This is a genomic window from Galenea microaerophila, from assembly GCF_054657255.1.
In genome coordinates, this window is sequence record NZ_BAAHWZ010000001.1 from 390464 (window position 1) to 414146 (window position 23683).

Annotated in this window: 27 protein-coding genes; 20 read left to right on the forward strand and 7 right to left on the reverse strand. The window is 45.3% G+C overall.

Annotation, left to right across the window (positions count from 1 at the left end):
- Nucleotides 1-12 precede the first annotated feature (12 nt).
- Nucleotides 13-1248 (forward strand): hypothetical protein, encoded by a 1236-nt coding sequence (locus ACYQ05_RS01860; protein ID WP_459817793.1) that lies wholly within the window; start codon nucleotides 13-15, stop codon nucleotides 1246-1248.
- Between the two features lie 206 nt (nucleotides 1249-1454).
- Entirely contained in the window at nucleotides 1455-2762 is a 1308-nt protein-coding gene (locus ACYQ05_RS01865; protein WP_459817795.1) for an NAD(P)/FAD-dependent oxidoreductase, read from the forward strand.
- Nucleotides 2763-2902: 140 nt separating this feature from the next.
- On the opposite strand, the gene ACYQ05_RS01870 is transcribed toward ACYQ05_RS01865, so the two are convergent.
- Genes ACYQ05_RS01870 through dapD form a run of 6 tightly spaced genes read right to left on the reverse strand, consistent with a single transcriptional unit; the run spans nucleotide 2903 to nucleotide 6763 of the window.
- Entirely contained in the window at nucleotides 2903-3682 is a 780-nt protein-coding gene (locus ACYQ05_RS01870) for an enoyl-ACP reductase FabI (RefSeq protein WP_459817797.1), read from the reverse strand.
- A gap of 13 nt (nucleotides 3683-3695) precedes the next feature.
- Nucleotides 3696-4184, reverse strand: a complete 489-nt coding sequence (locus ACYQ05_RS01875; protein WP_459817799.1) for a Crp/Fnr family transcriptional regulator — start codon at nucleotides 4182-4184, stop codon at nucleotides 3696-3698.
- 11 nt (nucleotides 4185-4195) lie between these two features.
- Nucleotides 4196-4411: a hypothetical protein gene (locus tag ACYQ05_RS01880; RefSeq protein WP_459817801.1), complete on the reverse strand. Its 216-nt coding sequence runs from the start codon at nucleotides 4409-4411 to the stop codon at nucleotides 4196-4198.
- A 9-nt stretch (nucleotides 4412-4420) separates the two neighbouring features.
- On the reverse strand, nucleotides 4421-5563 hold the full coding sequence (dapE, locus tag ACYQ05_RS01885) for a succinyl-diaminopimelate desuccinylase (RefSeq protein ID WP_459817803.1): 1143 nt from the start codon (nucleotides 5561-5563) through the stop codon (nucleotides 4421-4423).
- 12 nt (nucleotides 5564-5575) lie between these two features.
- The gene (locus ACYQ05_RS01890) at nucleotides 5576-5923 is read right to left on the reverse strand and encodes an ArsC family reductase (RefSeq protein WP_459817805.1); all 348 of its coding nucleotides are present in this window, start codon (nucleotides 5921-5923) and stop codon (nucleotides 5576-5578) included.
- 12 nt (nucleotides 5924-5935) lie between these two features.
- Nucleotides 5936-6763 (reverse strand): 2,3,4,5-tetrahydropyridine-2,6-dicarboxylate N-succinyltransferase, encoded by an 828-nt coding sequence (gene dapD, locus ACYQ05_RS01895; RefSeq protein ID WP_459817807.1) that lies wholly within the window; start codon nucleotides 6761-6763, stop codon nucleotides 5936-5938.
- 62 nt (nucleotides 6764-6825) lie between these two features.
- On the opposite strand from dapD, the gene ACYQ05_RS01900 reads away from it, so the two are divergent.
- Genes ACYQ05_RS01900 through ACYQ05_RS01950 form a run of 11 tightly spaced genes read left to right on the forward strand, consistent with a single transcriptional unit; the run spans nucleotide 6826 to nucleotide 16387 of the window.
- Nucleotides 6826-7221: a VOC family protein gene (locus tag ACYQ05_RS01900; RefSeq protein WP_459817809.1), complete on the forward strand. Its 396-nt coding sequence runs from the start codon at nucleotides 6826-6828 to the stop codon at nucleotides 7219-7221.
- Nucleotides 7222-7250: 29 nt separating this feature from the next.
- Nucleotides 7251-7766 (forward strand): DNA-deoxyinosine glycosylase, encoded by a 516-nt coding sequence (locus ACYQ05_RS01905; RefSeq protein ID WP_459817811.1) that lies wholly within the window; start codon nucleotides 7251-7253, stop codon nucleotides 7764-7766.
- A gap of 43 nt (nucleotides 7767-7809) precedes the next feature.
- Nucleotides 7810-9258: a prephenate-dependent tRNA uridine(34) hydroxylase TrhP gene (trhP, locus tag ACYQ05_RS01910; RefSeq protein ID WP_459817813.1), complete on the forward strand. Its 1449-nt coding sequence runs from the start codon at nucleotides 7810-7812 to the stop codon at nucleotides 9256-9258.
- Nucleotides 9259-9261: 3 nt separating this feature from the next.
- Entirely contained in the window at nucleotides 9262-9519 is a 258-nt protein-coding gene (locus ACYQ05_RS01915; RefSeq protein ID WP_459817815.1) for a YfhL family 4Fe-4S dicluster ferredoxin, read from the forward strand.
- A gap of 19 nt (nucleotides 9520-9538) precedes the next feature.
- Nucleotides 9539-10198, forward strand: a complete 660-nt coding sequence (locus tag ACYQ05_RS01920) for a glutathione S-transferase family protein (RefSeq protein WP_459817817.1) — start codon at nucleotides 9539-9541, stop codon at nucleotides 10196-10198.
- A gap of 6 nt (nucleotides 10199-10204) precedes the next feature.
- A complete protein-coding gene (locus tag ACYQ05_RS01925; RefSeq protein WP_459817819.1) occupies nucleotides 10205-11068 on the forward strand; it encodes a hypothetical protein in 864 nt (287 codons plus the stop codon).
- Nucleotides 11068-12027, forward strand: coding sequence for a prenyltransferase (locus ACYQ05_RS01930; RefSeq protein ID WP_459817820.1), 960 nt, complete (start codon nucleotides 11068-11070; stop codon nucleotides 12025-12027). The genes ACYQ05_RS01925 and ACYQ05_RS01930 overlap by 1 nt, the downstream gene beginning before the upstream one ends.
- 13 nt (nucleotides 12028-12040) lie before the next feature.
- A complete protein-coding gene (gene cysM / locus ACYQ05_RS01935; protein ID WP_459817822.1) occupies nucleotides 12041-12934 on the forward strand; it encodes a cysteine synthase CysM in 894 nt (297 codons plus the stop codon).
- Between the two features lie 9 nt (nucleotides 12935-12943).
- Nucleotides 12944-13456 (forward strand): CYTH domain-containing protein, encoded by a 513-nt coding sequence (locus tag ACYQ05_RS01940; protein ID WP_459817824.1) that lies wholly within the window; start codon nucleotides 12944-12946, stop codon nucleotides 13454-13456.
- Entirely contained in the window at nucleotides 13428-14753 is a 1326-nt protein-coding gene (locus tag ACYQ05_RS01945; protein ID WP_459817826.1) for a TolC family outer membrane protein, read from the forward strand. The genes ACYQ05_RS01940 and ACYQ05_RS01945 overlap by 29 nt, the downstream gene beginning before the upstream one ends.
- Nucleotides 14750-16387 (forward strand): ABC transporter substrate-binding protein, encoded by a 1638-nt coding sequence (locus tag ACYQ05_RS01950; RefSeq protein ID WP_459817828.1) that lies wholly within the window; start codon nucleotides 14750-14752, stop codon nucleotides 16385-16387. The genes ACYQ05_RS01945 and ACYQ05_RS01950 overlap by 4 nt, the downstream gene beginning before the upstream one ends.
- On the opposite strand, the gene amrS is transcribed toward ACYQ05_RS01950, so the two are convergent.
- Entirely contained in the window at nucleotides 16384-17478 is a 1095-nt protein-coding gene (gene amrS / locus ACYQ05_RS01955; RefSeq protein ID WP_459817830.1) for an AmmeMemoRadiSam system radical SAM enzyme, read from the reverse strand. The genes ACYQ05_RS01950 and amrS overlap by 4 nt on opposite strands.
- Nucleotides 17479-17646: 168 nt before the next feature.
- Here amrS and amrB point away from each other — a divergent pair, with 168 nt between their 5' ends.
- From amrB to nusA, 7 genes are all read left to right on the forward strand, one after another.
- Nucleotides 17647-18465: an AmmeMemoRadiSam system protein B gene (gene amrB / locus ACYQ05_RS01960; protein WP_459817832.1), complete on the forward strand. Its 819-nt coding sequence runs from the start codon at nucleotides 17647-17649 to the stop codon at nucleotides 18463-18465.
- A 3-nt stretch (nucleotides 18466-18468) separates the two neighbouring features.
- Nucleotides 18469-19056: an AmmeMemoRadiSam system protein A gene (gene amrA / locus ACYQ05_RS01965; protein WP_459817834.1), complete on the forward strand. Its 588-nt coding sequence runs from the start codon at nucleotides 18469-18471 to the stop codon at nucleotides 19054-19056.
- A gap of 195 nt (nucleotides 19057-19251) precedes the next feature.
- Nucleotides 19252-19767: a L,D-transpeptidase family protein gene (locus ACYQ05_RS01970; protein WP_459817835.1), complete on the forward strand. Its 516-nt coding sequence runs from the start codon at nucleotides 19252-19254 to the stop codon at nucleotides 19765-19767.
- Nucleotides 19764-20687, forward strand: coding sequence for a nickel ABC transporter permease (gene nikB / locus ACYQ05_RS01975; RefSeq protein ID WP_459817837.1), 924 nt, complete (start codon nucleotides 19764-19766; stop codon nucleotides 20685-20687). The genes ACYQ05_RS01970 and nikB overlap by 4 nt, the downstream gene beginning before the upstream one ends.
- Before the next feature lie 11 nt (nucleotides 20688-20698).
- Nucleotides 20699-21499, forward strand: coding sequence for an ABC transporter permease (locus ACYQ05_RS01980; RefSeq protein ID WP_459817839.1), 801 nt, complete (start codon nucleotides 20699-20701; stop codon nucleotides 21497-21499).
- 170 nt (nucleotides 21500-21669) lie between these two features.
- The gene (rimP, locus tag ACYQ05_RS01985) at nucleotides 21670-22140 is read left to right on the forward strand and encodes a ribosome maturation factor RimP (RefSeq protein ID WP_459817841.1); all 471 of its coding nucleotides are present in this window, start codon (nucleotides 21670-21672) and stop codon (nucleotides 22138-22140) included.
- Nucleotides 22141-22179: 39 nt separating this feature from the next.
- Entirely contained in the window at nucleotides 22180-23670 is a 1491-nt protein-coding gene (gene nusA / locus ACYQ05_RS01990) for a transcription termination factor NusA (RefSeq protein ID WP_459817842.1), read from the forward strand.
- The last annotated feature ends 13 nt before the right edge of the window (nucleotides 23671-23683 follow it).

The window sequence follows — 23683 nt, forward strand, 5'->3', positions numbered from 1 at the left end:
TAGGATGGATTTATGCAGAATCAATGGGCATTTCATTGGATTTTATGGTTATTGCATAATCAGAAAAGCATGGGCGTGGCCTTTGCACTGGTAACGGGCGGGATGTTGCTGGGCAATCTATTTTTACCGCTGTCGCCGATGTTGAATTCTGACCTACAATGGTTGGGGATGAGTCTTTTGGTGATGGTTACGCTTGCGGCGTGGTTGCTCTCTTCTGTACGCACGGCGATACTGATGGGCGTGTTGAGTGTATTGGTGCTCACTATGGTGACAGGAGCTTTAGGTTGGGCGCACAGTGGTCAATTTGAAAAAGTATCGGCCTTGAGCAGCTTGGCACTTCTGGTGGTGGTGAGCATGATGATGAGCAACTTTGTGCATCTGTTGACCGCTTTGCATCGAGAAATGGCGAGAGGTCAATTTCAGCATGATGCGCTGTCTGAAGCCCTGAAAATGAATATGCAGCCAATTCTCTTATCAAATGTGACCACCGCGGTCAGTTTTGCGGTGGCGGCTGGGTTTGATCCTGAACTGAAAACGATTGCATGGATTGTGGGGGTGGGCGCCTTATTCAGCCTCTGGGTCAGTTTCACTTGGCTGCCATGGCTTCTATTCAACTGGTTCATTGAGTGCCGAGTCGGGGAGCCCAAAGATCGTTATGGGTTAGTAGCGGTTGTCGAATGGCTGCAGCAACATGCAACGTTAAGACGTTTGCTGGCAATGGGAGGCGCAGGACTGGGCATTTTGTCTTTGTGGATGGTTTTCATCCAAATGGAAATGGTTGAAAGCCTATGGGTGCAGATCGGGGGCGCATTTTTCGGCTTAACCCTTCTGCTAGCCCTTGTTTGGCAGAGTTTGAAATACGCTGTATTGAACACTTTTCTGGGGCTATACAGTGTGTTGGTGGTGGCTGCCGTTATCCTTGTCTGGACAGAGAAACCACTTGCTGCATGGATGTTAGTGGTGCCTTTGGGGTTGATTATTGATGATGGCATTCATTTTTTTGTGCGTTTTTTACGCGCCAAAAGAGGTTTTTTTCAGCAAAATGAACAAGCCATTCGCTTTACTTTAGTCAGTATTGGCCGTCCGATTTGGGTGACTTCGCTTTTATTGCTAGCAGGTATGTCGGTGTTGGCATTGAGTAGTAACCCAATGATTCAACTAGAAAGTTGGGTAGTGATATTATCTATTTTGGTGATGACCTTTGCGGTGCTCTATTGGCTGCCGGCTTGGGTCATAAGTAGATTATGATATTATTCTATAATTTTATTTTATGATCCCATATAAAGAATACCAATTTCCTATTTGACAGTATTAAGTTCATTATAATGTAAGAAGATTTTTATAGAGTCATGAAGTGAAAGCGCTGACTCTTATCATTTTTATCAATTTTAATAGGACTGATGGCGTTAGTCATCCTCAGTGCGATCAGTCTGAATGTTCAGAGGAGTAAATAAATGGCGACAATTGTCATTGTAGGATCGAGTACAGGTGGTATGCCGATGGCTTACGATATTCGTAAGCATCTTGGAAAAGAACACACGATTAAGGTTGTGAATGCGGTTGAAGATTTTACTTTCGTCCCTTCGAATCCTTGGGTAGCGGTCGGCTGGCGTAAACCAGAAGATATCTCATTTAAAATTGAGCCCCATTTGAAGCGTAAGGGCATCGAATTCTATCATGATGTGGTCACGGCTTTGGATGCGGATAATAATAAGCTGACCTTACAAAGCGGCGCGGAGATGGCATATGATTATCTCATTTTGGCAACTGGCCCAGCTTTAGCGTTTGAAGAAGTCGAAGGTTTTGGTCCGAAGAGTGAAGGTGGACATACGGTTTCAGTTTGTACCACACCTCACGCAGCTGAAGCGCATGAACAATGGGAAGAGTTTTGCGTGAATCCTGGTCCAATCGTGGTCGGTGCCATGCAAGGTGCCTCATGTTTTGGACCGGCCTATGAATTTGCAATGATTATGGATACGGATTTGCGTAAGCGTAAAATTCGTGATCAGGTCCCAATGACATTTGTCACTTCTGAACCTTATATCGGACACTTAGGTTTAGGGGGGGTCGGCGATTCAAAAGGCTTGCTTGAATCAGAAATGCGTAATCGTCACATCTCTTGGATCTGTAATGCCAAGGTTGAGAAAATTGAAGATGGAAAAATGACTGTCCTTGAGCACAATATGCAAGGGGAAGTGATTAATACGCATGAACTGCCTTTTAAATACAGCATGATGCTTCCAGCTTTTAAAGGTTCAAAATTCTTGCAAGAGTGTGTAGATCCTGAGGGGAATATGGGAGGGCCTTTAGTGAATCCACGCGGATTTGTTAAAGTAGATCAATACAGCCGTAACCCAACTTATCATAATATTTACGCCTTAGGTGTCGGTATTGCGATTCCTCCGGTTGAAGCAACGCCTGTCCCAACAGGTACGCCTAAAACGGGATTGATGATTGAATCGATGGTGACCGCCATTTGCCATAATATTGAAGCCAACTTGGAAGGTCGGGAGCCTGATGCTGAACCGACTTGGAATACCATCTGTTTGGCAGATATGGGGGATACAGGAGCGGCTTTTGTGGCGTTACCACAAATTCCACCTCGTAACCTGACTTGGGCAAAAAAAGGGAAATGGGTGCACTTAGCCAAGATCGCCTTTGAAAAATACTTTATTCGTAATATGAAGTCTGGTAACTCTGAGCCGATTTATCAGAAATACATTATGAAGATGTTAGGCATTGCTCGACTCAAAAATAAATAATTTGTAATCCTAATATTCCTCCTTGCTGTATTGGCAAGGAGGATACTTAAAAAGCCCATATCAGTGACTTGATATGGGCTTTTTTATATGTGCCAAAAACCGAGATCCGTGATGATCTCGGCCTTTTTGAAGGGATGTGGTTAGGTTGAAGCAGTAATGTTGTAACCACCATCCACATAGGTGATTTCACCAGTAATACCTGAAGCTAAATCAGAGCATAGGAAGGCGGCAGTATTTCCCACTTCTTCAATGGTGACATTACGGCGTAAAGGGGTGGCTGCAGCGGATTTATCCAGCATGGTGCGGAAATCTTTAATACCTGCAGCGGCTAAGGTACGAATAGGACCGGCGGAAACCGCATTCACACGCACACCTTCTTGCCCTAAATCTGCCGCTAAGTAACGGACTGAGGCTTCTAAAGAAGCTTTGGCAATCCCCATAACATTGTAGTTTGGCACTGCGCGCTCAGCGCCTAAATAGGTCACGGTCACCACAGCACCATTACGGGCTTTTAACAGTTCATAGCCCGCTTGGGTTAATGCGATGAGGCTGTAAGCACTAATTTCATGAGCCATCAAGAAACCTTGACGCGTAGAGGCTTCAATAATGCGTCCATCGAGCTCTTCACGAGGTGCGAATGCGACAGAGTGTACCAAAATATCCAATCCATCAGGCCATTCGGTTTTTAGAGAGGCAAAAACGGCTTCAATCTGTTCATCACTGGTCACATCCAGTGGCAGCACAATTTTTGAATCCAATTCTTCAGCGATTTTTTCCACGCGACCTTTTAATTTGTCATTTTGATAGGTCAAGGCAATCTCTGCCCCTTGTGCATGCATCTGCTTGGCGATGCCGTAAGCAATTGATTTGTTATTGGCAACGCCAACAATCAGAGCACGTTTTCCAGTTAAAAATCCCATTGTTTTCTCCTTCTTAGTATTGAGCGGTATATTCATTTTGCACCATACGATGCATGTCCATCAACTGTTCACTCTGTTTCTGTTGAATGGTATGCACATAACGGATAATGCTACACAGGACGTGATAGGTCAAAATTGGCTGCTGTTCCACAAAGGCTTCAAATTCATCTTTTTCTAGAACCAAGAGTTCACTGTCTTTGAGTGCAGTGGCTTTGATGCTATGAGGCTTGCCATCAATAAAGGCCATTTCGCCTAACATGCTGCCCGGCTTAAGGGTCGCAATGTGCATCTCTTTGCCCATGCCCATGTTTTTGGTCAGTTCCAGCTTGCCTTCGACTAAGAGGTATAAGCAATGGTCTCGGTCACCTGCATCAAATAGGATTTCGCCAGCAGGAATCGATCTATGTTTAATAATCTCAGAAAGTTGTTCACACTCTTCTTGCGTTAAGGTCTCTCCAAGAACGGAGTCGCAAATCATTTGTGTTTCAGCGGGTTTTGCCATGTTGGCTCCTTTTAGTGATCTAAACGTTCTACAGGGAAAAATGTATCAAAAAAGTAAGCAATGCCAAATACAAGCAGGAATATCAGGATGAAAACGATGAGCAAGGAGAAGGCCTGCTTATTATGAATAAATTTTTCTTTCCATTCTTCATTTTTGATGTGCGGCCAAATGACAAATAAAAATACCACGAAGATTACAATTTCGGCAATTATGCTTAGGGTTTCCATTAAATGATCCTAAAGCAGTAGATTTTCTAAAGTGGCTTGATAGATGCGCACCAGTTTTTCCAGATCAGCCGTGCTCACGCATTCATCCACTTTGTGAATGGTTGCGTTCAATGGGCCTAACTCAATCACTTGTGCACCTGTTGTCGCGATAAAGCGTCCATCTGAGGTACCGCCCCCAGTGGAAAGCTCGGGCTCATAGCCCATCACCGCCTGCGTTGCTTTTTTGACCGCTTGAATCAATTCGCCCTCTGCAGGGGTGATAAAGGGAAGACCAGAAAGCGTCCACTCAATGTCATAGTTCAGGTTGTGCTGTTTCAAGATGGCTTCAACCTCTTGTTGCAAGCGCTCAGGGGTCTGTTCAGTTGAGAAACGAAAGTTAAAGTCGAGCGTACAGGTTCCAGGAATAACATTGGTCGCACCGGTGCCAGCGTGGATATTGGAAACTTGAAAAGAGGTGGGGGGGAAATAATCATTTCCATGATCCCAAACTTTCTGAGTCAATTCCACCAAGGCGGGGGCCATTCGATGAATGGGGTTTTCAGCCAATTCCGGATAGGCAATATGACCTTGAATGCCTTTAACGGCTAGATGACCGCTTAAAGACCCTCTGCGTCCATTTTTAATGGAGTCGCCCAATTTATCAGAGGAAGAGGGTTCTCCAACTAAGCAGTATTCAAACTTTTCATTGCGCGCTTCAAGGGTCTCAATGACTTTGACCGTCCCATCAATTGCAGGGCCTTCTTCATCACTGGTGATCAAAAAAGCGATGCTCCCCGCATGATCAGGATGCGCTTCAATAAAACGTTTAGTTGCGACCATGAAACAGGCGATAGAGCTTTTCATATCTGCCGCCCCACGCCCATAAAGCATGCCATCGACAATGGTGGCTGAAAAAGGAGGGTAGGTCCATGCTTCTTCAGGACCGGTGGGCACCACATCGGTATGACCGGCAAACACAAAAGTCGGCTTGCTCTTGCCTTTGCGCGCCCAGAGGTTGTCCACTTCACCAAAACGCATCTCTTCGATTTGAAAGCCGAGAGGCGCTAAATATTCAGCAATCAGTTTTTGACACCCTTTATCGTGTGGGGTCACCGAATCGATTTGAATCAGTTGTTGCGCCAATTCAATGGCTTCTGTTGTGGGTGTGGACATAAAAGACTCTATCTATTCATTGAAAAGGTGTTCATAATCCGCTTCTTTAAAACCAATGAGAATATTGTGCGTGTTGACCAGAACAGGGCGCTTAATTAAAGTGGGATGTTGCAGTAGGATTTCGAGATTTTGATTGTCCAGCAAATCCTGTTTTTCTGCTTCACTCAATTGACGCCAGCTGGTGCTGCGTTTATTCACCAGTTTTTCTAAGGAGAGGTGTTGCAACCACTGTTGCAGGGTCTCTTTAGAAAGTCCCTCTTTGCGAAAATCGTGAAAATGGTAGGGCACTTGATGAGCCTCTAACCATTTTCTCGCTTTGCGTACAGTGTCGCAGTTTGCGATGCCATATAAGGTAATCATTGTGAATGAAACTTAGATATTGCGTAGCAGTTCGTTAATGCCAACTTTGCCGCGCGTTCTTTCATCGACCTTTTTCACAATGACTGCACAATAGAGACTGTGTGAACCATCTTTTGCAGGCAAATTACCCGAGACCACAACAGAGCCTGCAGGGACACGTCCATAATGAATTTCACCAGTTTCACGGTCATAAATACGCGTAGATTGACTGATATAAACGCCCATTGAGATCACCGAACCTTCTTCAACAATCACGCCTTCAACAATCTCAGAACGCGCACCGATAAAGCAGTTGTCTTCAATAATGGTCGGAGACGCTTGAAGCGGTTCCAAAACCCCACCAATGCCTACGCCGCCGGAAAGGTGAACATTTTTACCGATTTGCGCACAAGAACCCACGGTTACCCAAGTATCGACCATGGTTCCAGAATCCACATAAGCACCAATATTGACATAAGAGGGCATTAAAACCGTACTGGGAGCGATATAAGCGCCACGACGCGCCATTGCAGGAGGCGCCACACGGATGCCCGCTTGTTTAAAGTCTTCTTCACTCCAGTTGGCAAACTTTGAAGGCACCTTATCGAAATAACGCGTTTCATCGGTGGTCATAAGTTGATTTTCTTCTGTACGGAAAGAGAGCAGGACCGCTTTTTTCAGCCACTCATTCACTTTCCATTGGCCGACGCCCTCTTGTTCAGCAACGCGTAATTCGCCAGAGTCAATTAGGTTAATGGCTTCATCTACAGCAGCTTTAACCTCTGGGGTGACAGTTGATGGCGTAATATTGGCACGATCTTCAAATGCGGTTTCAATGATTTTTTGGAGTTTTGCAGTCATTGTTTTTCCTGTATTAAATGTTGATATAATCCATAAATTATACACGATTTAAGGGGAAGAAGATGTCAAAAGTACTCGGTTTTGACCATGTGAGTATTTTGGTAAAAGATGCGGAAAAGAGCTTACAGTTTTATCAGGAGTTGCTCGGATTACCCCTATTAGAACGTCCGCAATTGGGGTTTCCAGGGTATTGGTTGGATCTGGCTCAGGGGCAGAGTTTGCATATTATGCAGTTAGAAAACCCCTATGCAGAGGTCGAGCGCCCAGCACATGGGGGGCGAGATGCGCATTTTGCTTTGCGCGTTGATTCTATCGAGGGCTTTAAAACAAAATTACAGCAAAAAGGCATTGCATTTACGCAAAGCCGATCAGGACGTAAGGCCATTTTTATTAGAGACCCTGATCAAAATGCGTTTGAGCTATTTGAAGTCTCTTTTATGGTACGCGGTGATTCATAATTTGCATCTAGCTTATTCAGGAGTGTCTTATGACGCCAAAATGTATGGGGTTTCCGCCGATTATTGGGCAACATCCTAAGGTGTTGATTTTGGGCACCATGCCGAGTGTAGCGAGCTTGGAGGCGGAGTTTTATTACAGTCATCCACGTAATGCCTTTTGGCCGATTCTCTCGACATTGTTGCAGAAGCCGGCAGAAACGGAGGCTGAAAAAAGGCAGTTGATTGTGCAGTCGCCTTTTATTTTATGGGATGTACTGCAAAGTTGTGAGCGTCAGGGCAGTTTAGACAGTGCTATTCAGTCGCCTAAAGCCAATGATTTTTCTACATTGGCGACTCAATTCCCCACACTGCAAGCCGTTGCCTTTAATGGTCAGAAGGCGTTTCAGCTGTTTCAAACCCATGTATTGAAAAAACAGCAGTTGCAAGAAAAAGTTGTGGAAAATTGGACATTGATTCAATTGCCCTCCACCAGTCCGGCCAATGCTCGAATGAATTTGCAACAAAAAACAGAGACTTGGCGAGCAAAGTTGGCAAAATTCCTTTAAAATACACTGTCCAATTACACAATCATAAAATAAGAAAAAGACAATGAAAAAACCAGAACTCCTTTCTCCAGCGGGCACTTATAAAAATATGGAGTATGCATTTGCCTATGGTGCAGATGCCGTTTATGCGGGACAGCCGCGTTACAGTTTGCGCGTGCGCAATAATGAATTTGATGAAGAGACGCTTGCCAAAGGGATTGCGCGAGCACATGAACTGGGCAAAAAGTTTTATGTGGTCAGCAATATTCAAGCGCACAATGGCAAAATAGAAAGCTTTATGCAAGATATTGAGCCGGTGATTCAGATGGGACCGGATGCTTTGATTATGTCTGATCCAGGTCTGATTGCTTTGGTGCGAGAACATTTCCCTGAGCAAGAGATTCATCTGTCAGTGCAAGCGAATGCGGTTAACTGGGCGGCGGTTAAATTTTGGCAAAGCATTGGAATTAGCCGCGTGGTGCTGTCTCGCGAGCTCTCTTTAAAAGAGATTGCAGAGATTCGTGAAAAAGTGCCCGATATGGAGCTGGAAGTGTTTGTGCATGGAGCTTTGTGTATGGCCTATTCTGGCCGTTGTTTGCTGTCAGGTTATATTAATAAACGTGATGCGAACCAAGGCACCTGTACTAATGCGTGTCGTTGGAATTACAACACCTATGAAGGGACAGAAACGGAGACAGGGGAAATGGTGCCGGTGACCAAACCGGTTGAAGTCTCTCCGGAGCAGATTACCGACCTGTCGGGGACAACAGATCGAGCATCGACGCATCGGGAGCCGGATTTAGGGATTGGTGAGCCTACGGATCGCGTTTTTTTATTAGAAGAGCAGGGGCGTCCTGGTGAATTGATGCCTGCGTTTGAAGATCAGCATGGCACCTATATTATGAATTCTAAGGATTTGCGCGCTGTGGAGTTGGTGCCGGATTTGGTCAATATTGGGGTTCACTCCTTGAAGATCGAAGGACGCACCAAGTCGCACTATTATGTGGCACGCACCGCGCAAGTTTATCGTAAAGCGATTGATGATGCGGCCGCTGGGCGCGAGTTTGATCCGAATTTATTGGTGGATTTGGAGAGTCTGGCCAGCCGCGGTTATACGGTGGGCTTTTTGCAGCGCCATGTGCATTCTGAATATCAAAATTATGAGTATGGGGTTTCAAAGTCAGAACATCAACGCTTTGTTGGTGAGGTGTTGGGCGTTGCGGGTGAAAAGAGCCAGCATCCGGATTATTTAGAAATTGAGGTCAAAAATAAGTTTGGTGTGGGCGATTCCATTGAAATTATGACCCCTAAAGGCAATGTGAACCTTGAGGTGAAAGAGATGTTTAATCATCATGATGAACCGATTGAGGCCGCTTTGGGATCAGGCTGGATTGCGCGCATTCCGAATCCCTTTAAGGACTTGGATTTAGAAACCTTAAAATTTGCTTTGGTGATGCGCAATGAGTCGTGGGGTGGGGATGCCACGCGCGATAAACAGGCAAAAGTAGGGTAAACTGTGGCACTGAAGATTCTTCCAGAGTGTACCAACTGTGACATGTGTCTGCCGGAGTGTCCGAATGAGGCGATCAGCTATACGGGCAAGACTTATGTGATTAATCCAGACCTATGCACAGAGTGTGTCGGCTATTATGAGACGCAAACCTGTGTCAGTGTCTGCCCAGTGGATTGCATTATTACCGACCCAGAGCATATTGAGAGCCAAGAAGCACTTCAGAAAAAGTTTGAGCGTTTGGTCTTAGAGAACAAAATATAGTGTCTGAAGGAGAGCGGGGATGAAAAAAATGGAATTGGTCAGTTTTAAGTTGTGTCCTTTTGTGCAGCGCGCAGTAATTACCTTGAAGTATAAAAAAGTCGATTTTGATATCACCTATATTGATTTAAAGGCGCCCCCCGCTTGGTTTAAAGAGATTTCACCTCTAGGGCAAGTGCCGCTGTTAAAGGTAGGAGATGAGGTGTTGTTTGAATCCTCGGTGATTCAAGAGTATGTGGATGAAGTGACCCCTCCCAGCTTGCATCCTAAAGACCCTTTAATCAAAGCGAAAAACCGTGCTTGGATCGCCTTTGGCGATGACCTGTTTATGCTGTCCTATCAATTGATTCATGCGTCCGATGAAGAAGTTTATGCGCAAAAGCTAGCCACTTTGGCTGAGCGATTGGCTCGAATTGAAGCGGTGCACAGTGGTGAAGCTTATTTTAACGGTAATGCATTCAATCTAATCGATGCGGCCTATGCGCCTTTACTGATGCGAGTGGATTTGATTTTACAAAACACCGGTGTAGACCTGCTTTCAGCATGTCCTAAGCTTAAGCAGTGGTCAGATAATTTGTTGAAAATTAAAGCGATAGAAGATTCGGTGGTTGAGGAATTTGCTGAGCTTTATTTAGCCATGCTAAAAGGTTCCAATGGACATTTGATGACGCTTTTGAAGTAAGCAAAGATGTGTTATCAATGTAAAAAATGTGCGCACTTTTTGATGGGCATTTTTTTATGGATTGGACTGGCTGGGATGAGTCCAGTGCAAGCAAAAGCCGATCTAGAACAAAACTTAGCCGCCTTACTCTTTCAAAATGAGTGTGGCGGTAAAATGGAAAATTTGGTCTATTGGTCTCCTAAAGAACCTTTTCCATCCTTAGGGATTGCCCATTTTATTTGGTTGCCCTCCACACAAAAATCGTTACCTTTTAAAGAAACGTTTCCGGATTTTATTCATTTTTATCGACAAAAAGCGGCGAAAAATCCAGATTTCCCAGTCCTGCCCCTTTTTTTGCAAACGGAATCTTTGATTTTACCTTGGCAGAGCCGAGAAGATTTTTTGCAGGCTGACCATTCACCCCAAAGGTTGGCCTTACAGCAGTTTTTGTGGCAAACTCGAAGGCAGCAGGCTGAGTTTGTAGTGGCCAGGTTTTGGCAACAGTGGCAAAAAACGATACAAAACGACACTGAAATGCGCCAGCAGAAATTCACTGACCTGCTTAAGCGGATCATGGCCTCTGAAAAGGGGATACTGCTGATTTTAGACTATGCAAACTTTAAAGGGCTTGGACATAATTCAAAAGAACAGTATCATGGACAAGGATGGGGCGTATTTGAGGTTTTGCAAGGGATGCTTAAGAGCGGGGCGCAATTAACGGACGATCCTTGGTCATTAGCGGTTCAATTTATTCAAGTGGCAAAACAGCTGCTCAAACAACGCGTTCATAACGCCCCCAAATTAACCAATGGAATGTCCAGCGAGCAGCATTGGCAACAAGGATGGTTTGCAAGATTGGATAAGATGCGACAGATTGTTGAGAGAGAATAATGGTGATAGATACTCAGAAAAAACGTAAAAATCTGAAACACTATCGCTTGTTGGGATGGATGATTATCGGCACCATGCGCCCGTTTTTTTTGGTGCTCACTTTGGCGGTTGTGCATTTAGGGATTGCCTTAGCAGTTTATGAAGGTGCGTCCTTTTCCTATAGACTTTATTTCTTGACCCTCATGGCTGCGCTATCGGCGCATGCCAGTGTCAATATGTTGAATGAGTATGAAGATTATCTCTCTGGTTTGGATAATTTAACCCAAAGAACCCCTTTTAGTGGCGGTAGTGGACGTTTGCAGGCCTATCCCGACTTGGCTAAGCAAGCGGCATATTGGGTGCGGCATATCGCTTATGGATTACTTGGGATTTCGATTACCATTGGGATCTATTTTGTGTTCCTGCGCGGTTGGCAGCTGTTACCTTTAGGGGTAGTGGGCGTTATCTTGATTGTGGCTTATACGCGTAAAATTACGCGTCAACCTTGGCTCTGTTTAGTGGCGCCCGGCATCGCCTTTGGTCCGATTATGGTGATGGGCAGCTATTTTGTCTTTGCTGGACATTACAGCTGGAGCAGTTTTGCAGTCTCATTAATTCCCTTTTTCTTAGTCAATAATCTGCTGCTGCTCAATCAGATTCCAGATGAAGAGGCCGATCGTAAGGTAGGGCGTTATAATCTGATTATGCTATTGGGACGAGCACGAAGCTTGTCTATTTTTCAGTTTTTTCTGTTGGGCAGCTATTTGCTCTTACTGCTGTTGGTCGCCATTCAGTGGTTGCCGACTTGGGCATTGCTCGGGTTATTGACCTTAGTTTTGGCAGTCCCTTTATTTTTTAAAATTCACCATGCGCATCAAGATATTGAACAGCTGTTGCCTCTATTGGCTTGGAATGTGATCATCAATATTGTCACGCCGCTGTTGATTGCGCTAGGGCTTTATTTACACGGTCACAGTTAAGGATTCTGATTCAATGAGAGATAAAACATTAATGGATACCGTCGGCAATACGCCTATGGTCAAGTTACAAAGGTTGCCAAAGTTGGAAAATGGCAGTGAAATTTGGGTGAAACTGGAAGGGAATAATCCTGCCGGCTCGGTTAAAGACCGTCCTGCTTTAAATATGGTGCTACAAGCACAGAAGCGCGGTGAGATTCAGCCAGGGGATACGCTGATTGAGGCCACGAGCGGCAATACGGGCATTGCGCTCGCGATGGTGGCGGCCATGTTAAACTATAAAATGAAACTGATTATGCCGGATAATATGTCATTTGAGCGTAAAGCTGCCATGACCGCTTATGGGGCGGAGCTGGTTTTGGTATCAGAAGAATCAGGAATGGAAGGCGCACGGGATTTAGCCTTTAAAATGGCGGCAGAGGGGCAAGGTTATTTGTTAAACCAGTTTGCCAACCCAGATAATCCCATGGCACATTATCATTCGACAGGGCCAGAAATTTGGCGGGACAGTGAAGGGGAGATTACCCATTTTGTCAGCGCCATGGGCACCACCGGCACCATTATGGGGGTGTCGATGTATTTAAAAGCGCAGTCAGAGCGGGTGCAGGTTGTCGGTGTTCAACCGACAGAAGGCAGCTCAATTCCAGGCATTCGTCGTTGGCCCAAAGCCTATTTACCCGAAATTTATGATGATCGCCGTGTTGATCAGATTATTGATATGGAGCAGTCGGTGGCAGAAGAGACCACGCGTCAATTAGCCAAGCAAGAGGGGATTTTTGCTGGTGTTTCTTCAGGCGGCGCAGTGGCTGCTGCGATTCATGTGGCGCAAGCGCAACCCAATGCTAAAGTGGTGGCAATTATTTGTGATCGGGGAGATCGCTACTTATCAACCGGCCTTTTCCCAGTATAGGAAGAAGAGATGGCAAGAGAGATAGAACGCAAATTTTTGGTGAAAGGTGAGGCGTGGAAGCAGCAAGCCTATGCGCAAAAGCAATATGCCCAGGGTTACTTAAATGATATTCATCAGCCTGGCAGTAAATCTTCTATTCGCGTACGTATAGAAGATGACAAAGGGATGCTCAATATTAAAAGTCTGGAAATTGGTTTAAGTCGTGATGAGTATGAGTATGAAATCCCTTTGCACGATGCAGAAAAAATGTTGCGGACTTTAGCGGTTGGGCCCATTGTGGAAAAAGTGCGTTATTTTGTCAAAGTGGGGCAACATACATGGGAAGTCGATGAGTTTTTAGGCGATAATCAAGATTTGGTGATTGCTGAAGTAGAGATTGAATCTGAAAATGAGCAGATTGAATTGCCGGAGTGGGTGGGAGAAGAGGTGACGCATCTGCCACGCTACTATAATGTGAGTTTAAGTCAAACCCCTTATAATCAATGGAGTGAGGATGAAAAGAGTAATTATGAAACCGCTTAATCTGTTATTCGTCGGATTATTAGGTACGACAAGCTTGACGGTCCAAGCGGGCACGGTAGGACTGAGCCAAGTTTATCAAATGGCGGCCGAACACGATGCGACCTTGGCTAAAGCGCGTGCGCAATATGAAGCTGATCAAAAAATTGAACGCCTAGCTCAGGCGCCTTTAATGCCTCAAGTTTCAGCGGGGGGGGCTTGGCAGTCACAAAACAGTTCAATCAAGACGCAATATGATAGAACGAGCAGTGTGAATTTGACTGTCAATCAGTCGCTGTATCAACGTGGAAATTGGCTTAAGGTGGAACAGGCTAAACATCAAGTCCTCAGTGCAAAATATGCTTATCAAAATGCGGAGCAAGATCTCATTGAGCGTGTGGTAGATGCTTATTTTCAGGTGTTAATTGCCCAGCAAGATTTGGCGCTCGCGAAAACTAAAGAGTTGGCTGATAAAACACAGTGGGATAAGGTGCAAACGTCTGCCAATGTCGGCTTAGCCAGCAATACGGATGTTTTGCAAGCCAAATCCAGCTATGATCTCTCTAAATCGGACCGGATTAATGCTCAGGCGGGGTTGGACATTGCGGTAGAAAATTTAGCGAAACTGACCGGTCAGCCATTGACCGATTTAAAAACCTTAAGATCGGATATTTCATTGAGACAATTTGATACCCGGTTGGATCCATGGTTGAATTTAGTGGAAACACAAAATTTTTCTGTGTTGCAGCTGAAAAATCAGGTCGTCTCCGCACAAAAACAGATTCAGATCGAGAAATCAAATCACTTCTGGCCACAAGTCGGGCTGCAAGCGAGCCTTCAGAGAAGTTGGACGCATTACGACTCGCCCTCAAATGATGTCAATGCTGATAATGCATCGGTGAGTGTTTCGGTCACAGTACCGCTTTATGAAGGGGGGGCAGTGCTGACGCAGGTGGATCAAGCGCGTGCAAAATTAAAGGTTGCACAGCAAGCCTTAAGAGAAACTGAAGAGAGCATAAAGCTGCAAACTCGCAATTTGGTGCACAGTATTCAGCGCGGACAAGCTTTAGTGGTCGCGTTGCGGGAAGCGGTGAAGTCTAATGATGCCTTTTTTGAATCCGCAGAAGAGGGGTATCGCGTCGGAACGCAAAGTTTGTTAGAGGTGCTCACTGCCAGAACGGGTCAATTTAAAGCGCGTCGAGATTTGACCAGTGCCCTGCACAGCTTGGTATTGAATCAGCTGAAATTAAAAGCGGTGGTGGGGCAATTAACCCCTGAAGTCTTGGCAAAATATGATGCGTTGTTTGCAGAAGAAGAGTGAAGTTTAGTCGTCGTCACGGATTAAAGGTAACGGCTGCCTTAACGTTAGGCAGCAGTTTTTCTTTATTGTCAGGTTGCCAATCTGAGGCGGGTGCCCAATCCAATCTTATTCGCATGGGGGTGACCAGCCGTCCCCGCATGTTGGACCCTAGAAAAGCAACGGATGCCCTGTCTAGTCGTATTAACCGCTTAATTTATCAAGCGTTGATCGATTTCGATGACGCTTTTCAACCCATCCCCAGTCTTGCTACATGGCAACAGCTTTCAGACCTCCATTATCGTTTTACGCTGCAAAAAACCTCCCATTTTCACCATGGAAAGCCATTAACAGCAGAAGATGTGGTGGCCACTTATCGGGCTATATTAGATGAGGCATTTGCTTCCCCTTTAAGGGGCTCTTTAAAAAATATTGTGCATATCCAAGCGGTGAATGCTCAGCAGGTGGATTTTAAGCTCAAACAGCCAGATGCGCTGTTTGTGGGGCGTTTAAATGTCGGCATCTGTCCAGCCGATTTGATCGCTCAGCATCACCGTTTTCAAGATCATCCGATCGGCAGTGGGGCGGCAAAATTTATAGAGATGGATGCTCAGCAGCTCACCTTGCAGCGGCTTTCGGATGGGGTGCAGTTGCAATTTATTCCTGTTAAAGATGCCACCGTTCGTGTTTTGAAACTGCGCAAAGGGGAGTTGGATCTGATTCAAAATGATCTCTCACCGGAGATGGTCGCCTACTGCCAACAGCGTTCAGATTTAAGAGTGCAGTGGCACAATGGCACCAACTTTGCCTATCTCGGTTTTAATTTTGAAGATCCTGTTTTAGCGCTGCCTGAAATTCGACAAGCGATCGCTTATGGTATTGATCGTTCAGCCATTATTCATGCGATGTTTCAGGGGCATGCGCGCTTGGCAGGTGGGTTATTGGTGCCTAATCACTGGGCAGGCAATCCAGATTTAACCGGCTATCCCTACCAACCGCAGCTGGCACAAACTAAATTACAACAAGGACTCGCCAAGCTGGAAAATCAAGCGCAAAAACAGAGCAAAAAAATGGCAAAAAGTGCGCATTTCCCCAGTCCTGTTTCCCAAGACAACGATTTTTTAAAGGCGAGCTTGGCAAATTGGGGGGTGAAAATGGGTGAGAATGGCGAAAAAAGGCTGCAACTGAGCTACAAAACCTCTTCGAATCCAACCCGCATCCGTTTGGCGACCATTTACCAGTCACAGTTACGGAAAATTGGCATTGATTTGAAGATTCAAAGTTATGATTGGGGCACTTTTTATCATGATATTAAACAGGGACGGTTCCAGCTGTATAGCTTGGCTTGGGTTGGGATTAAAAGCCCAGATATTTTTAAGTATGTGTTTGACAGTTCAGCCATTCCGCCGAATGGTGCTAACCGTGGACGCTATCGAGATCCCGTGGCAGATCAGTTGATTCGACAAGCTGAAAAAGAACAAGATTTAAAAAAAGCAGCCGCACTTTACCGCCAACTCCAAGCACATCTTCAACAAACCTTAGCCTGTTTGCCTCTCTGGTATGAAGATCAATATGCCGTGATGCGTCAAAATCTCAGCGACTATCCGCTCTATGCTGATGGTCGCTATGATGGGCTGCTTACAGTTAAAAAAATTTAATGTTTTAAATAAACGGGTATCCGTTTACTGCCCCAGTTGCCAGGTGCCTCTTCAAAGACCCCCGCAATTTCACCACCACAGTTGGCGCAGTGATTCGTGTCGGTCAGATGCCAGCCATTAATGGTGTAGCCGGTTCGATCAATCACTTTTTCACCACAGTGTGGACAGTAAGTGGCTTGCCCTTCTGGATCGAATACATTGCCTGTATAAACATAGTTTAAACCAACTTCTAACGCAATCTCTCTTGCCTGACGCAGTGTTTCAAAAGGCGTCGGCGGGAGATCTTTCATCAGATAGTCAGGGTGAAAAGCGGTAAAGTGGAGCGGCACATTTGGTCCAACTTTTTCTAAAATCCACTCACACATGGCGCGTATTTCATTAGGGTCATCATTGTTGTCTGGAATGAGTAAGGTGGTTAACTCAAGCCAAGTATCGGTTTCATTGGCGACATATTCAATGGTATCCAAGACCGGTTGTAAATGGCCGCCTGTTAATTTTTTGTAAAAAGTCTCATCAAATGATTTGAGGTCAATATTGGCCGCATCCATCCATTGATAGAATTCAGCTCTGGGTTCTGGATTGACATACCCTGCAGTGACGGCGACATTCTTAATACCTTTTTCTCGACAGGCTTTGGCGACATCAATCGCATATTCATGAAAGATAACCGGGTCATTGTAGGTGTAAGCCATGGAACGAGAACCGGTTTCCAATGCGGCTAAGGCCAAATTTTCCGGACTGGCTTGGTCGAGTAGGCGATCAGTTTCTCTCGCTTTGGAAATATCCCAGTTTTGGCAATATTTACATGCCAAATTACAACCAGCCGTTCCAAATGAGAGCACGGGCGTGCCGGGCAGAAAGTGGTTGAGCGGTTTTTTCTCTATGGGATCAATCACAAATCCACTGGAGCGACCATAGGAAGTCATCACCATTTCATTATTAATGCGACCGCGAATAAAACAGAAGCCTCTTTGACCTTCATGCAGTTTACATTCACGCGGACAGAGATCACATTGAATGAGGTCATTGTCCAGTTTATGCCAATAGCCGACTTTCACGGTACTGGGATCATTTATATCGATGGCGTCCATCTGCTTCTCCTTTACCCTAAAATATTGAATTTAGGATTGAAAATTAAGTTTTTATCCTTATCTATAATGAGGCTGATAAAATAAATTTCAATAGTCATGATAAGGTTTTTGTGATTTCTGGCAGAGTCCTGAGAGGTTCTGTTTCATTTCACGACAGAGGAGGAGAAAATGAACCATCAACATACCATTCGTCCCGCGGCTGTGGCCGGGATGTTTTACCCAGCGGATCCCATTACGCTTGAACAGATGTTTGCGCAATGGATGCCAGAAGCAGAAATTGAGCGGTTATCGCCTGAAGAGGTAAAGCGCTTAAAGGCGTTGATTGTGCCGCATGCAGGCTATGTGTATTCGGGTGAAGTAGCGGCAAAGGCTTATGAACAGTTGGTATTACTAAAAGATGAGGTGGATACCATTGTCATCTTTGGTCCAGCACATCGCTTCTATTTTGAGGGCATTGCCACCATCAGCAATGATGCCGTGGAGACGCCATTTGGGGCGTTAGAAGTAGATACACAGCTGCGTAATGAACTGGTCGGCATGTTTCCGAAAGTCGGTTTTTCGGATGAAGTCAATGCGCCAGAACACAGCATTGAAGTGCAGTTCCCATTTATTAAATACTTGGCTCCAGAAGTCAAAGTCTTGCCTCTATTAATTGGCGATGTGGATACTCAAACCGTGGCCCAGCTGATGGAAGTTTTGTGGCATCGACCCAGAACTTTGATGGTGATCAGTAGTGATCTGAGCCATTATCATCCCTATGAAGAGGCCAAACAAATTGACAGCGAAACGGCTGAATTGATTGAGTACCGGCATCCTGAGCAGTTGAATGGTGAGCGGGCGTGTGGTTTTAAGGGTATTCAAGGCATTTTGAGTCTTCCTGAAAAGTTCAAAATTAAACGGTTGGCCTTTAAGAATTCAGGCGATACGGCCGGTGATAAAGATCGTGTGGTGGGTTATGGTGCTTGGGCCATTTTGGCAGAGGATTAGAAGATGAAGTTAACGCGAGAACAAGAGCATACGCTCCTTAAATTAGCGAAATTGAGTATTTTGCATGGATTTGAGACTGGGAGACCTTTGCCATTAACGCATCCCGAAGTAGAAGCGGTAACGGATGCACTGCTGTGGCAAGAAGGGGCTGCATTTGTGACCTTAAATAAACGGCAGAGTCTTAGAGGCTGTATTGGCTCTATCCAAGCATATCGACCATTGATAGAGGATGTGATTCATCACGCTTTTGATGCGGCTTTTAAAGATCCACGTTTTCCACCGCTTTTGCCTGAAGAGGTCTCCGATTTAACCATTGAAACCTCAGTGTTGACACCGCCGGTACGTATGGAAAATTGCCAGACGTATGAAGACCTTTTGCAGCAATTGCAGCCAGGAAAAGATGGGCTGATTCTGACGGATGGCGTGCATCAGGCGACTTTTTTACCCACGGTTTGGGAGCAGTTGCCAGATAAAACACAGTTTGTTTTGCATTTAATGCAAAAGGCAGGCATGCAAAGCTGGTCACCTCATATGCAGTGTTATCGTTATCATACACTCAGTTTTGAAGCCGAGTGGGATGAGATTGAATAATTTGGGCTAAGTTGCGGCTAAAAAGAAAATACGAAAACCTAAATTAAAAACGGTTAAAAACGGCAAATTGACACCGTCGATTCCGTTTGGTTGAGGATTTAATCTCATAGTAACCGTCATTGGTTGCAATTAAGAAGTGTAAGGTATCATAATACATGTTCTAACCCTAACCAATATGATACCCATTGATCTCGATTGAAAATTTTAATCTCGATTCCGCAACAAGCCTTATGGCTATTCACACCTTCTGAAGTTTTGCTGCAGTTTCCTGTGAGCACGGCAAGTGTTGGCGTGAGCTGTATTAAAGGATCAGGCGGCACGCCTGTAGGCCGCCATCAAATACGCGCTAAAATTGGAGAAGGGTTGCCGATCAACTCGGTTTTGGTGGGGCGTCGTCCCACCGGTGAAATCTACTCTGAAACTTTGGCACAGCAATTTCCACAGCGAGACTGGATTCTTACCCGTATATTATGGCTTTCAGGACTGGAAAGGGGCGTGAATCGCTTGGGAGATGTGGATTCAATGCAACGCTATATCTATATCCATGGCACGCCTGACAGTGAGCCGATGGGAGTGCCGCAATCGCATGGCTGTATTCGCATGCGCAATTCAGACCTTGTCTGCCTATTTGATCAAGTGGCAGTTGGCACAGAGGTAGAGATTGTGAATCACCCTGTATCGCTTGAATTACCGATAAGGCAGGCTCAATGATAGGTTATCTTTTGCGTCTAATGGGTTCAATTTTATTGACGACCTGGGCAGTCAGTAGCTTGGTGTTTTTATTGATTCATTTGGTGCCGGGTGATCCCGTAGCCGTGATGTTAGGCGATTGGGCATCTCCCAGTGATGAGGCAGCATTGCGTCATCAGCTTCAATTAGATTTGCCCTTATGGCAGCAGTATCTCAACTATTTTTCAGCTCTTTTGCATGGAGATTTAGGGCAGTCGCTTTTTTATCAACAGCCGGTTTCTGAAATCTTAAACCATCGCTTCCCTTATACGTTACAACTGGCCATTTTGGCGCTTGCGGTCGCTTTAATCATCGCGATGCCCATGGGGATTTGGTCCGCTTTGCGCGCTGGAAAATGGCCAGATCGATTGGCAATGACCCTTTCATTGATTGGCGTGTCGATTCCTAATTTTTGGTTAGGTCCGATGTTGATTCTGTTTTTTTCCATTTGGTTGGGTTGGCTACCGGTGAGTGGGGCGGCCGCTTCGTGGAGCTGGGTGCTGCCAGCAGTCACCCTGGGGACTGCCTTAGCCGCTATCTTAGCAAGAATGCTTAGAGCTTCACTATTGGAAGTGATGCATGAGGATTTTATTCGCACTGCGCGGGCAAAAGGGTTGTCAGAAAAACAGACGATTTTACGCCATGCCTTGAGCAATGCCTTATTACCTGTGGTGACGATTTTAGGGTTGCAGTTAGGGACGCTGTTGGGCGGTGCAGTGATTACCGAAGTGGTGTTTGATTGGCCGGGATTGGGACAGTTGTTGGTTGATTCGATTCAGCGTAGAGATTATCCCGTCGTGCAAGCGTGTATTTTGGTGATCAGTGTGGCTTATATAGGCGTCAATGGCTTGACTGAGTTGGTCTACGGCTGGATTGATCCGCGTATTCGAGTGGGGAGATAAGGATGTTTCGGATGCCCTCGATTTGGATTTTATTGCTGTGGGGCGGCATGGCGCTGGTGGCAAATTGGATGGGGAGCCAAGCGATAGAAGTGCAGCTAGATCACATCTTGCACCCGCCAACCCTAGATAGCTGGCACGGGATTTTGGGCTATGATGAATTGGGGCGTCCTTTATTGGATCGCTTGGTGATGGGGGCGCAAACTTCATTTCTGGTCGCTATCGGTGTGGTGATGCTTTCTGCGTTGCTGGGTACGGCCATTGGTTTATATAGTGGCTATAAAGGCGGGTGGGTGGATGCCCTGATTGTCAAAATCATTGATGTTTTTCTGGCTTTCCCTGGGCTTTTATTGGCCATTGCATTGGCGGCTATTTTAGGACCGGGGATTGAGAATGTGGTGTTTGCATTGGTTGTGGTTGGCTGGGTTTCTTATGCGCGTTTGGCACGTGCGCAAACTTTAAGTATTAAACATCGGGCGCATATTTTAGCGGCCAAAGCGTTTGCCACACCTCAATGGCGGATTATGGGGCGTCATATTTTGCCGCTCATTTTAGCCCCCTTAGGGGTGGAAGCGACCTTTGGCATCGCCGGAGCAGTGATTTCGGAAGCGGGTCTTTCTTTTTTGGGGCTGGGGGTGCAAGCGCCTGATGCTTCATGGGGAAGCATGATCCGAGAAGGGACGCGCTATTTATTGGTGGCCCCCCATTTGGTGATTGTGCCAGGTGTGGCCTTAATGGCAGTGGTGTTAGCGGTGAATCTACTGGGTGACCGTTGGCGTGATGCTTTAGATGTTCGACAAGTAAATAAAACTTGACAATTAAGGTAAAAATCCGTATATTTCAGGCAAATTAAAAATCCGCTTCAGCAGGTTTTTAACAAGAGTTTCTATGGGAGTGGGATCTATGTTGGCTTTTTGCAAAATAATCCGGCTTCCTCACTGAGAAACCCCGTCTTTACGGGGTTTTTTCGTTCTAAGAGGATAGAATGCGTTTAGAAGATAAAATAAAAACCATGATTAAACCTTCCATTGATGCCTTAGGGTTTGATTTATGGGGGATCGAGTATTTGCCTGCCGGTAATCATTCGACTTTGCGTATTTATATTGATAAGCCAGGTGGGATTACGGTTGATGATTGCGCGGATGCGAGTTATCAGATCAGTGCTGTTTTGGAGGTAGAAGATCCTATCAGTAACGCCTATCGTTTAGAAGTGTCTTCGCCCGGTTTAGATCGTCAATTGTTCGAACCTGAGCAATTTGCGACCTATCAGAATGAGGAATTACAGATCAGAACCAGTGAACCCGTTTTGGGTCGTCGCAAATTTAAGGGCAAGGTGGCAGAGCTATTGGATAATGGGGTGGTATTAGATGTGGACGGTGAAATGTATGAGGTCCCGTTTGATATCATCGAGAAAGCGAATGTGGTGCCGAAGTTTGAAAAAGGCAGTAAACGGTAAGAATTAATCAGTATTTAAAGATTAAAGAGAGACAGAAGAATGAGTAAAGAAATTTTAGCAGTTGCAGAGATTATGGCCAATGAGAAGGGCGTAGATAAGGAAATTATCTTTGAAGCAATTGAGTCAGCATTAGCGACTGCCACGCGTAAAACTTATGATGATGAAATTGATGTGCGCGTTGAAATCGATCGTAAAACTGGGGATTACAAAACCTTTAAGCGCATGGAAGTGATTGAAGATGATGTTGCGATTGAAGAGCACCCAGAGTGGTATATTCGAATGATGGATGCGGTAGAACTGGATCCTCATGCAGAGCCGGGAGACTTTATAGAAGAAGAGATTGAGTCTATTGAATTTGGTCGCATTGGTGCGCAAACGGCTAAGCAGGTCATTTTGCAAAAAATTCGTGAAGCGGAGCGCAAAAAGGTTGTTGAGGATTATGCGAATCGCGTCGGTGAAATTATGACGGGTCAAGTTAAACGCATAGATAAAGGCGATGTCATTTTGGATATGGGGGAAAATGTCGATGGCATTATTCCGCGCAATGCCTTAATTAATCGCGAAAACTTCCGCATGGGGGATCGTGTGCGCGCCTATCTAAAAGAGGTGGAATATAAGCCGAAAGGACCTTTGTTGACGTTCTGTCGTAACTGCAAAGAGATGTTGATCGAACTGTTTAAAATTGAAGTCCCTGAAATTGGTGATGATTTGATTGACATTATGAGTGCTGCCCGTGATCCAGGTTATCGTGCTAAGGTGGCAGTAAGAGCCAATGATTCTCGTTTAGATCCAATTGGCGCTTGTGTCGGTATTCGCGGCAGTCGTGTCCAAGCAGTAACCGATGAATTAAATGGGGAACGCATTGATATTGTCTTGTGGGATCCAAATGATGCTCAGTTTGTGATTAATGCGATGGCGCCTGCTGAGGTTAAATCGATTTTAGTCGATGAAGACAAACACTCAATGGATATTGCCGTAGAAGATGAGAAACTCTCACAAGCCATTGGTAAGAATGGACAAAATGTGCGTTTGGCCAGTGAACTGACAGGTTGGGAACTGAATGTGATGAGTGAGTCTGAGATGGCGGCGAAGCATCAGGCTGAAAATGCAGGCATTATCGAAACGTTTATGACGGCATTGGATATTGACCAAGATTTAGCAGAAGTTTTGGCAGAAGAAGGGTTTACCTCTTTAGAAGAGGTGGCCTACGTTCCGACTTCAGAAATGTTGGAAATTGACGGTTTCGATGAAGAGATTGTTGAAGAGTTGAAAAATCGAGCAAAAGATGCCCTTTTAACGCAAGCTTTAGTGGCAGAAGAGCAGGTGGAAACCGCTGAGCCGGCAGAAGATTTATTAAGCTTGGAAGGCATGACTGAAGCGTGGGCAAAAAAACTTGCTCAAAAAGGTATCCGCACCCAAGAGGATTTGGCGGAATTAGGGACAGATGAATTGTTAGATATTTTAGATGATATAGATGAAAAGACCGCAGGTGACTTGATTATGAAAGCTCGCGCCCCATGGTTTGAATAGGAAGGAGTGTTTC

Bases quoted from the DNA above. Each gene is read 5' to 3' on its own strand.
- ACYQ05_RS01870 (WP_459817797.1), bottom strand. From the start codon at position 3,682: ATGGGATTTTTAACTGGAAAACGTGCTCTGATTGTTGGCGTTGCCAAT.
- ACYQ05_RS01875 (WP_459817799.1), bottom strand. From the start codon at position 4,184: ATGGCAAAACCCGCTGAAACACAAATGATTTGCGACTCCGTTCTTGGA.
- rimP (WP_459817841.1), top strand. From the start codon at position 21,670: ATGCGTTTAGAAGATAAAATAAAAACCATGATTAAACCTTCCATTGAT.
- ACYQ05_RS01930 (WP_459817820.1), top strand. From the start codon at position 11,068: ATGGTGATAGATACTCAGAAAAAACGTAAAAATCTGAAACACTATCGC.
- ACYQ05_RS01920 (WP_459817817.1), top strand. From the start codon at position 9,539: ATGAAAAAAATGGAATTGGTCAGTTTTAAGTTGTGTCCTTTTGTGCAG.
- ACYQ05_RS01940 (WP_459817824.1), top strand. From the start codon at position 12,944: ATGGCAAGAGAGATAGAACGCAAATTTTTGGTGAAAGGTGAGGCGTGG.
- ACYQ05_RS01945 (WP_459817826.1), top strand. From the start codon at position 13,428: ATGAAAAGAGTAATTATGAAACCGCTTAATCTGTTATTCGTCGGATTA.
- ACYQ05_RS01925 (WP_459817819.1), top strand. From the start codon at position 10,205: ATGTGTTATCAATGTAAAAAATGTGCGCACTTTTTGATGGGCATTTTT.
- amrS (WP_459817830.1), bottom strand. From the start codon at position 17,478: ATGGACGCCATCGATATAAATGATCCCAGTACCGTGAAAGTCGGCTAT.
- trhP (WP_459817813.1), top strand. From the start codon at position 7,810: ATGAAAAAACCAGAACTCCTTTCTCCAGCGGGCACTTATAAAAATATG.
- ACYQ05_RS01890 (WP_459817805.1), bottom strand. From the start codon at position 5,923: ATGATTACCTTATATGGCATCGCAAACTGCGACACTGTACGCAAAGCG.
- ACYQ05_RS01900 (WP_459817809.1), top strand. From the start codon at position 6,826: ATGTCAAAAGTACTCGGTTTTGACCATGTGAGTATTTTGGTAAAAGAT.
- amrA (WP_459817834.1), top strand. From the start codon at position 18,469: ATGAAGTTAACGCGAGAACAAGAGCATACGCTCCTTAAATTAGCGAAA.
- ACYQ05_RS01980 (WP_459817839.1), top strand. From the start codon at position 20,699: ATGCCCTCGATTTGGATTTTATTGCTGTGGGGCGGCATGGCGCTGGTG.
- dapD (WP_459817807.1), bottom strand. From the start codon at position 6,763: ATGACTGCAAAACTCCAAAAAATCATTGAAACCGCATTTGAAGATCGT.
- ACYQ05_RS01860 (WP_459817793.1), top strand. From the start codon at position 13: ATGCAGAATCAATGGGCATTTCATTGGATTTTATGGTTATTGCATAAT.
- nusA (WP_459817842.1), top strand. From the start codon at position 22,180: ATGAGTAAAGAAATTTTAGCAGTTGCAGAGATTATGGCCAATGAGAAG.
- ACYQ05_RS01880 (WP_459817801.1), bottom strand. From the start codon at position 4,411: ATGGAAACCCTAAGCATAATTGCCGAAATTGTAATCTTCGTGGTATTT.
- cysM (WP_459817822.1), top strand. From the start codon at position 12,041: ATGAGAGATAAAACATTAATGGATACCGTCGGCAATACGCCTATGGTC.
- dapE (WP_459817803.1), bottom strand. From the start codon at position 5,563: ATGTCCACACCCACAACAGAAGCCATTGAATTGGCGCAACAACTGATT.
- ACYQ05_RS01905 (WP_459817811.1), top strand. From the start codon at position 7,251: ATGACGCCAAAATGTATGGGGTTTCCGCCGATTATTGGGCAACATCCT.
- ACYQ05_RS01865 (WP_459817795.1), top strand. From the start codon at position 1,455: ATGGCGACAATTGTCATTGTAGGATCGAGTACAGGTGGTATGCCGATG.
- amrB (WP_459817832.1), top strand. From the start codon at position 17,647: ATGAACCATCAACATACCATTCGTCCCGCGGCTGTGGCCGGGATGTTT.
- nikB (WP_459817837.1), top strand. From the start codon at position 19,764: ATGATAGGTTATCTTTTGCGTCTAATGGGTTCAATTTTATTGACGACC.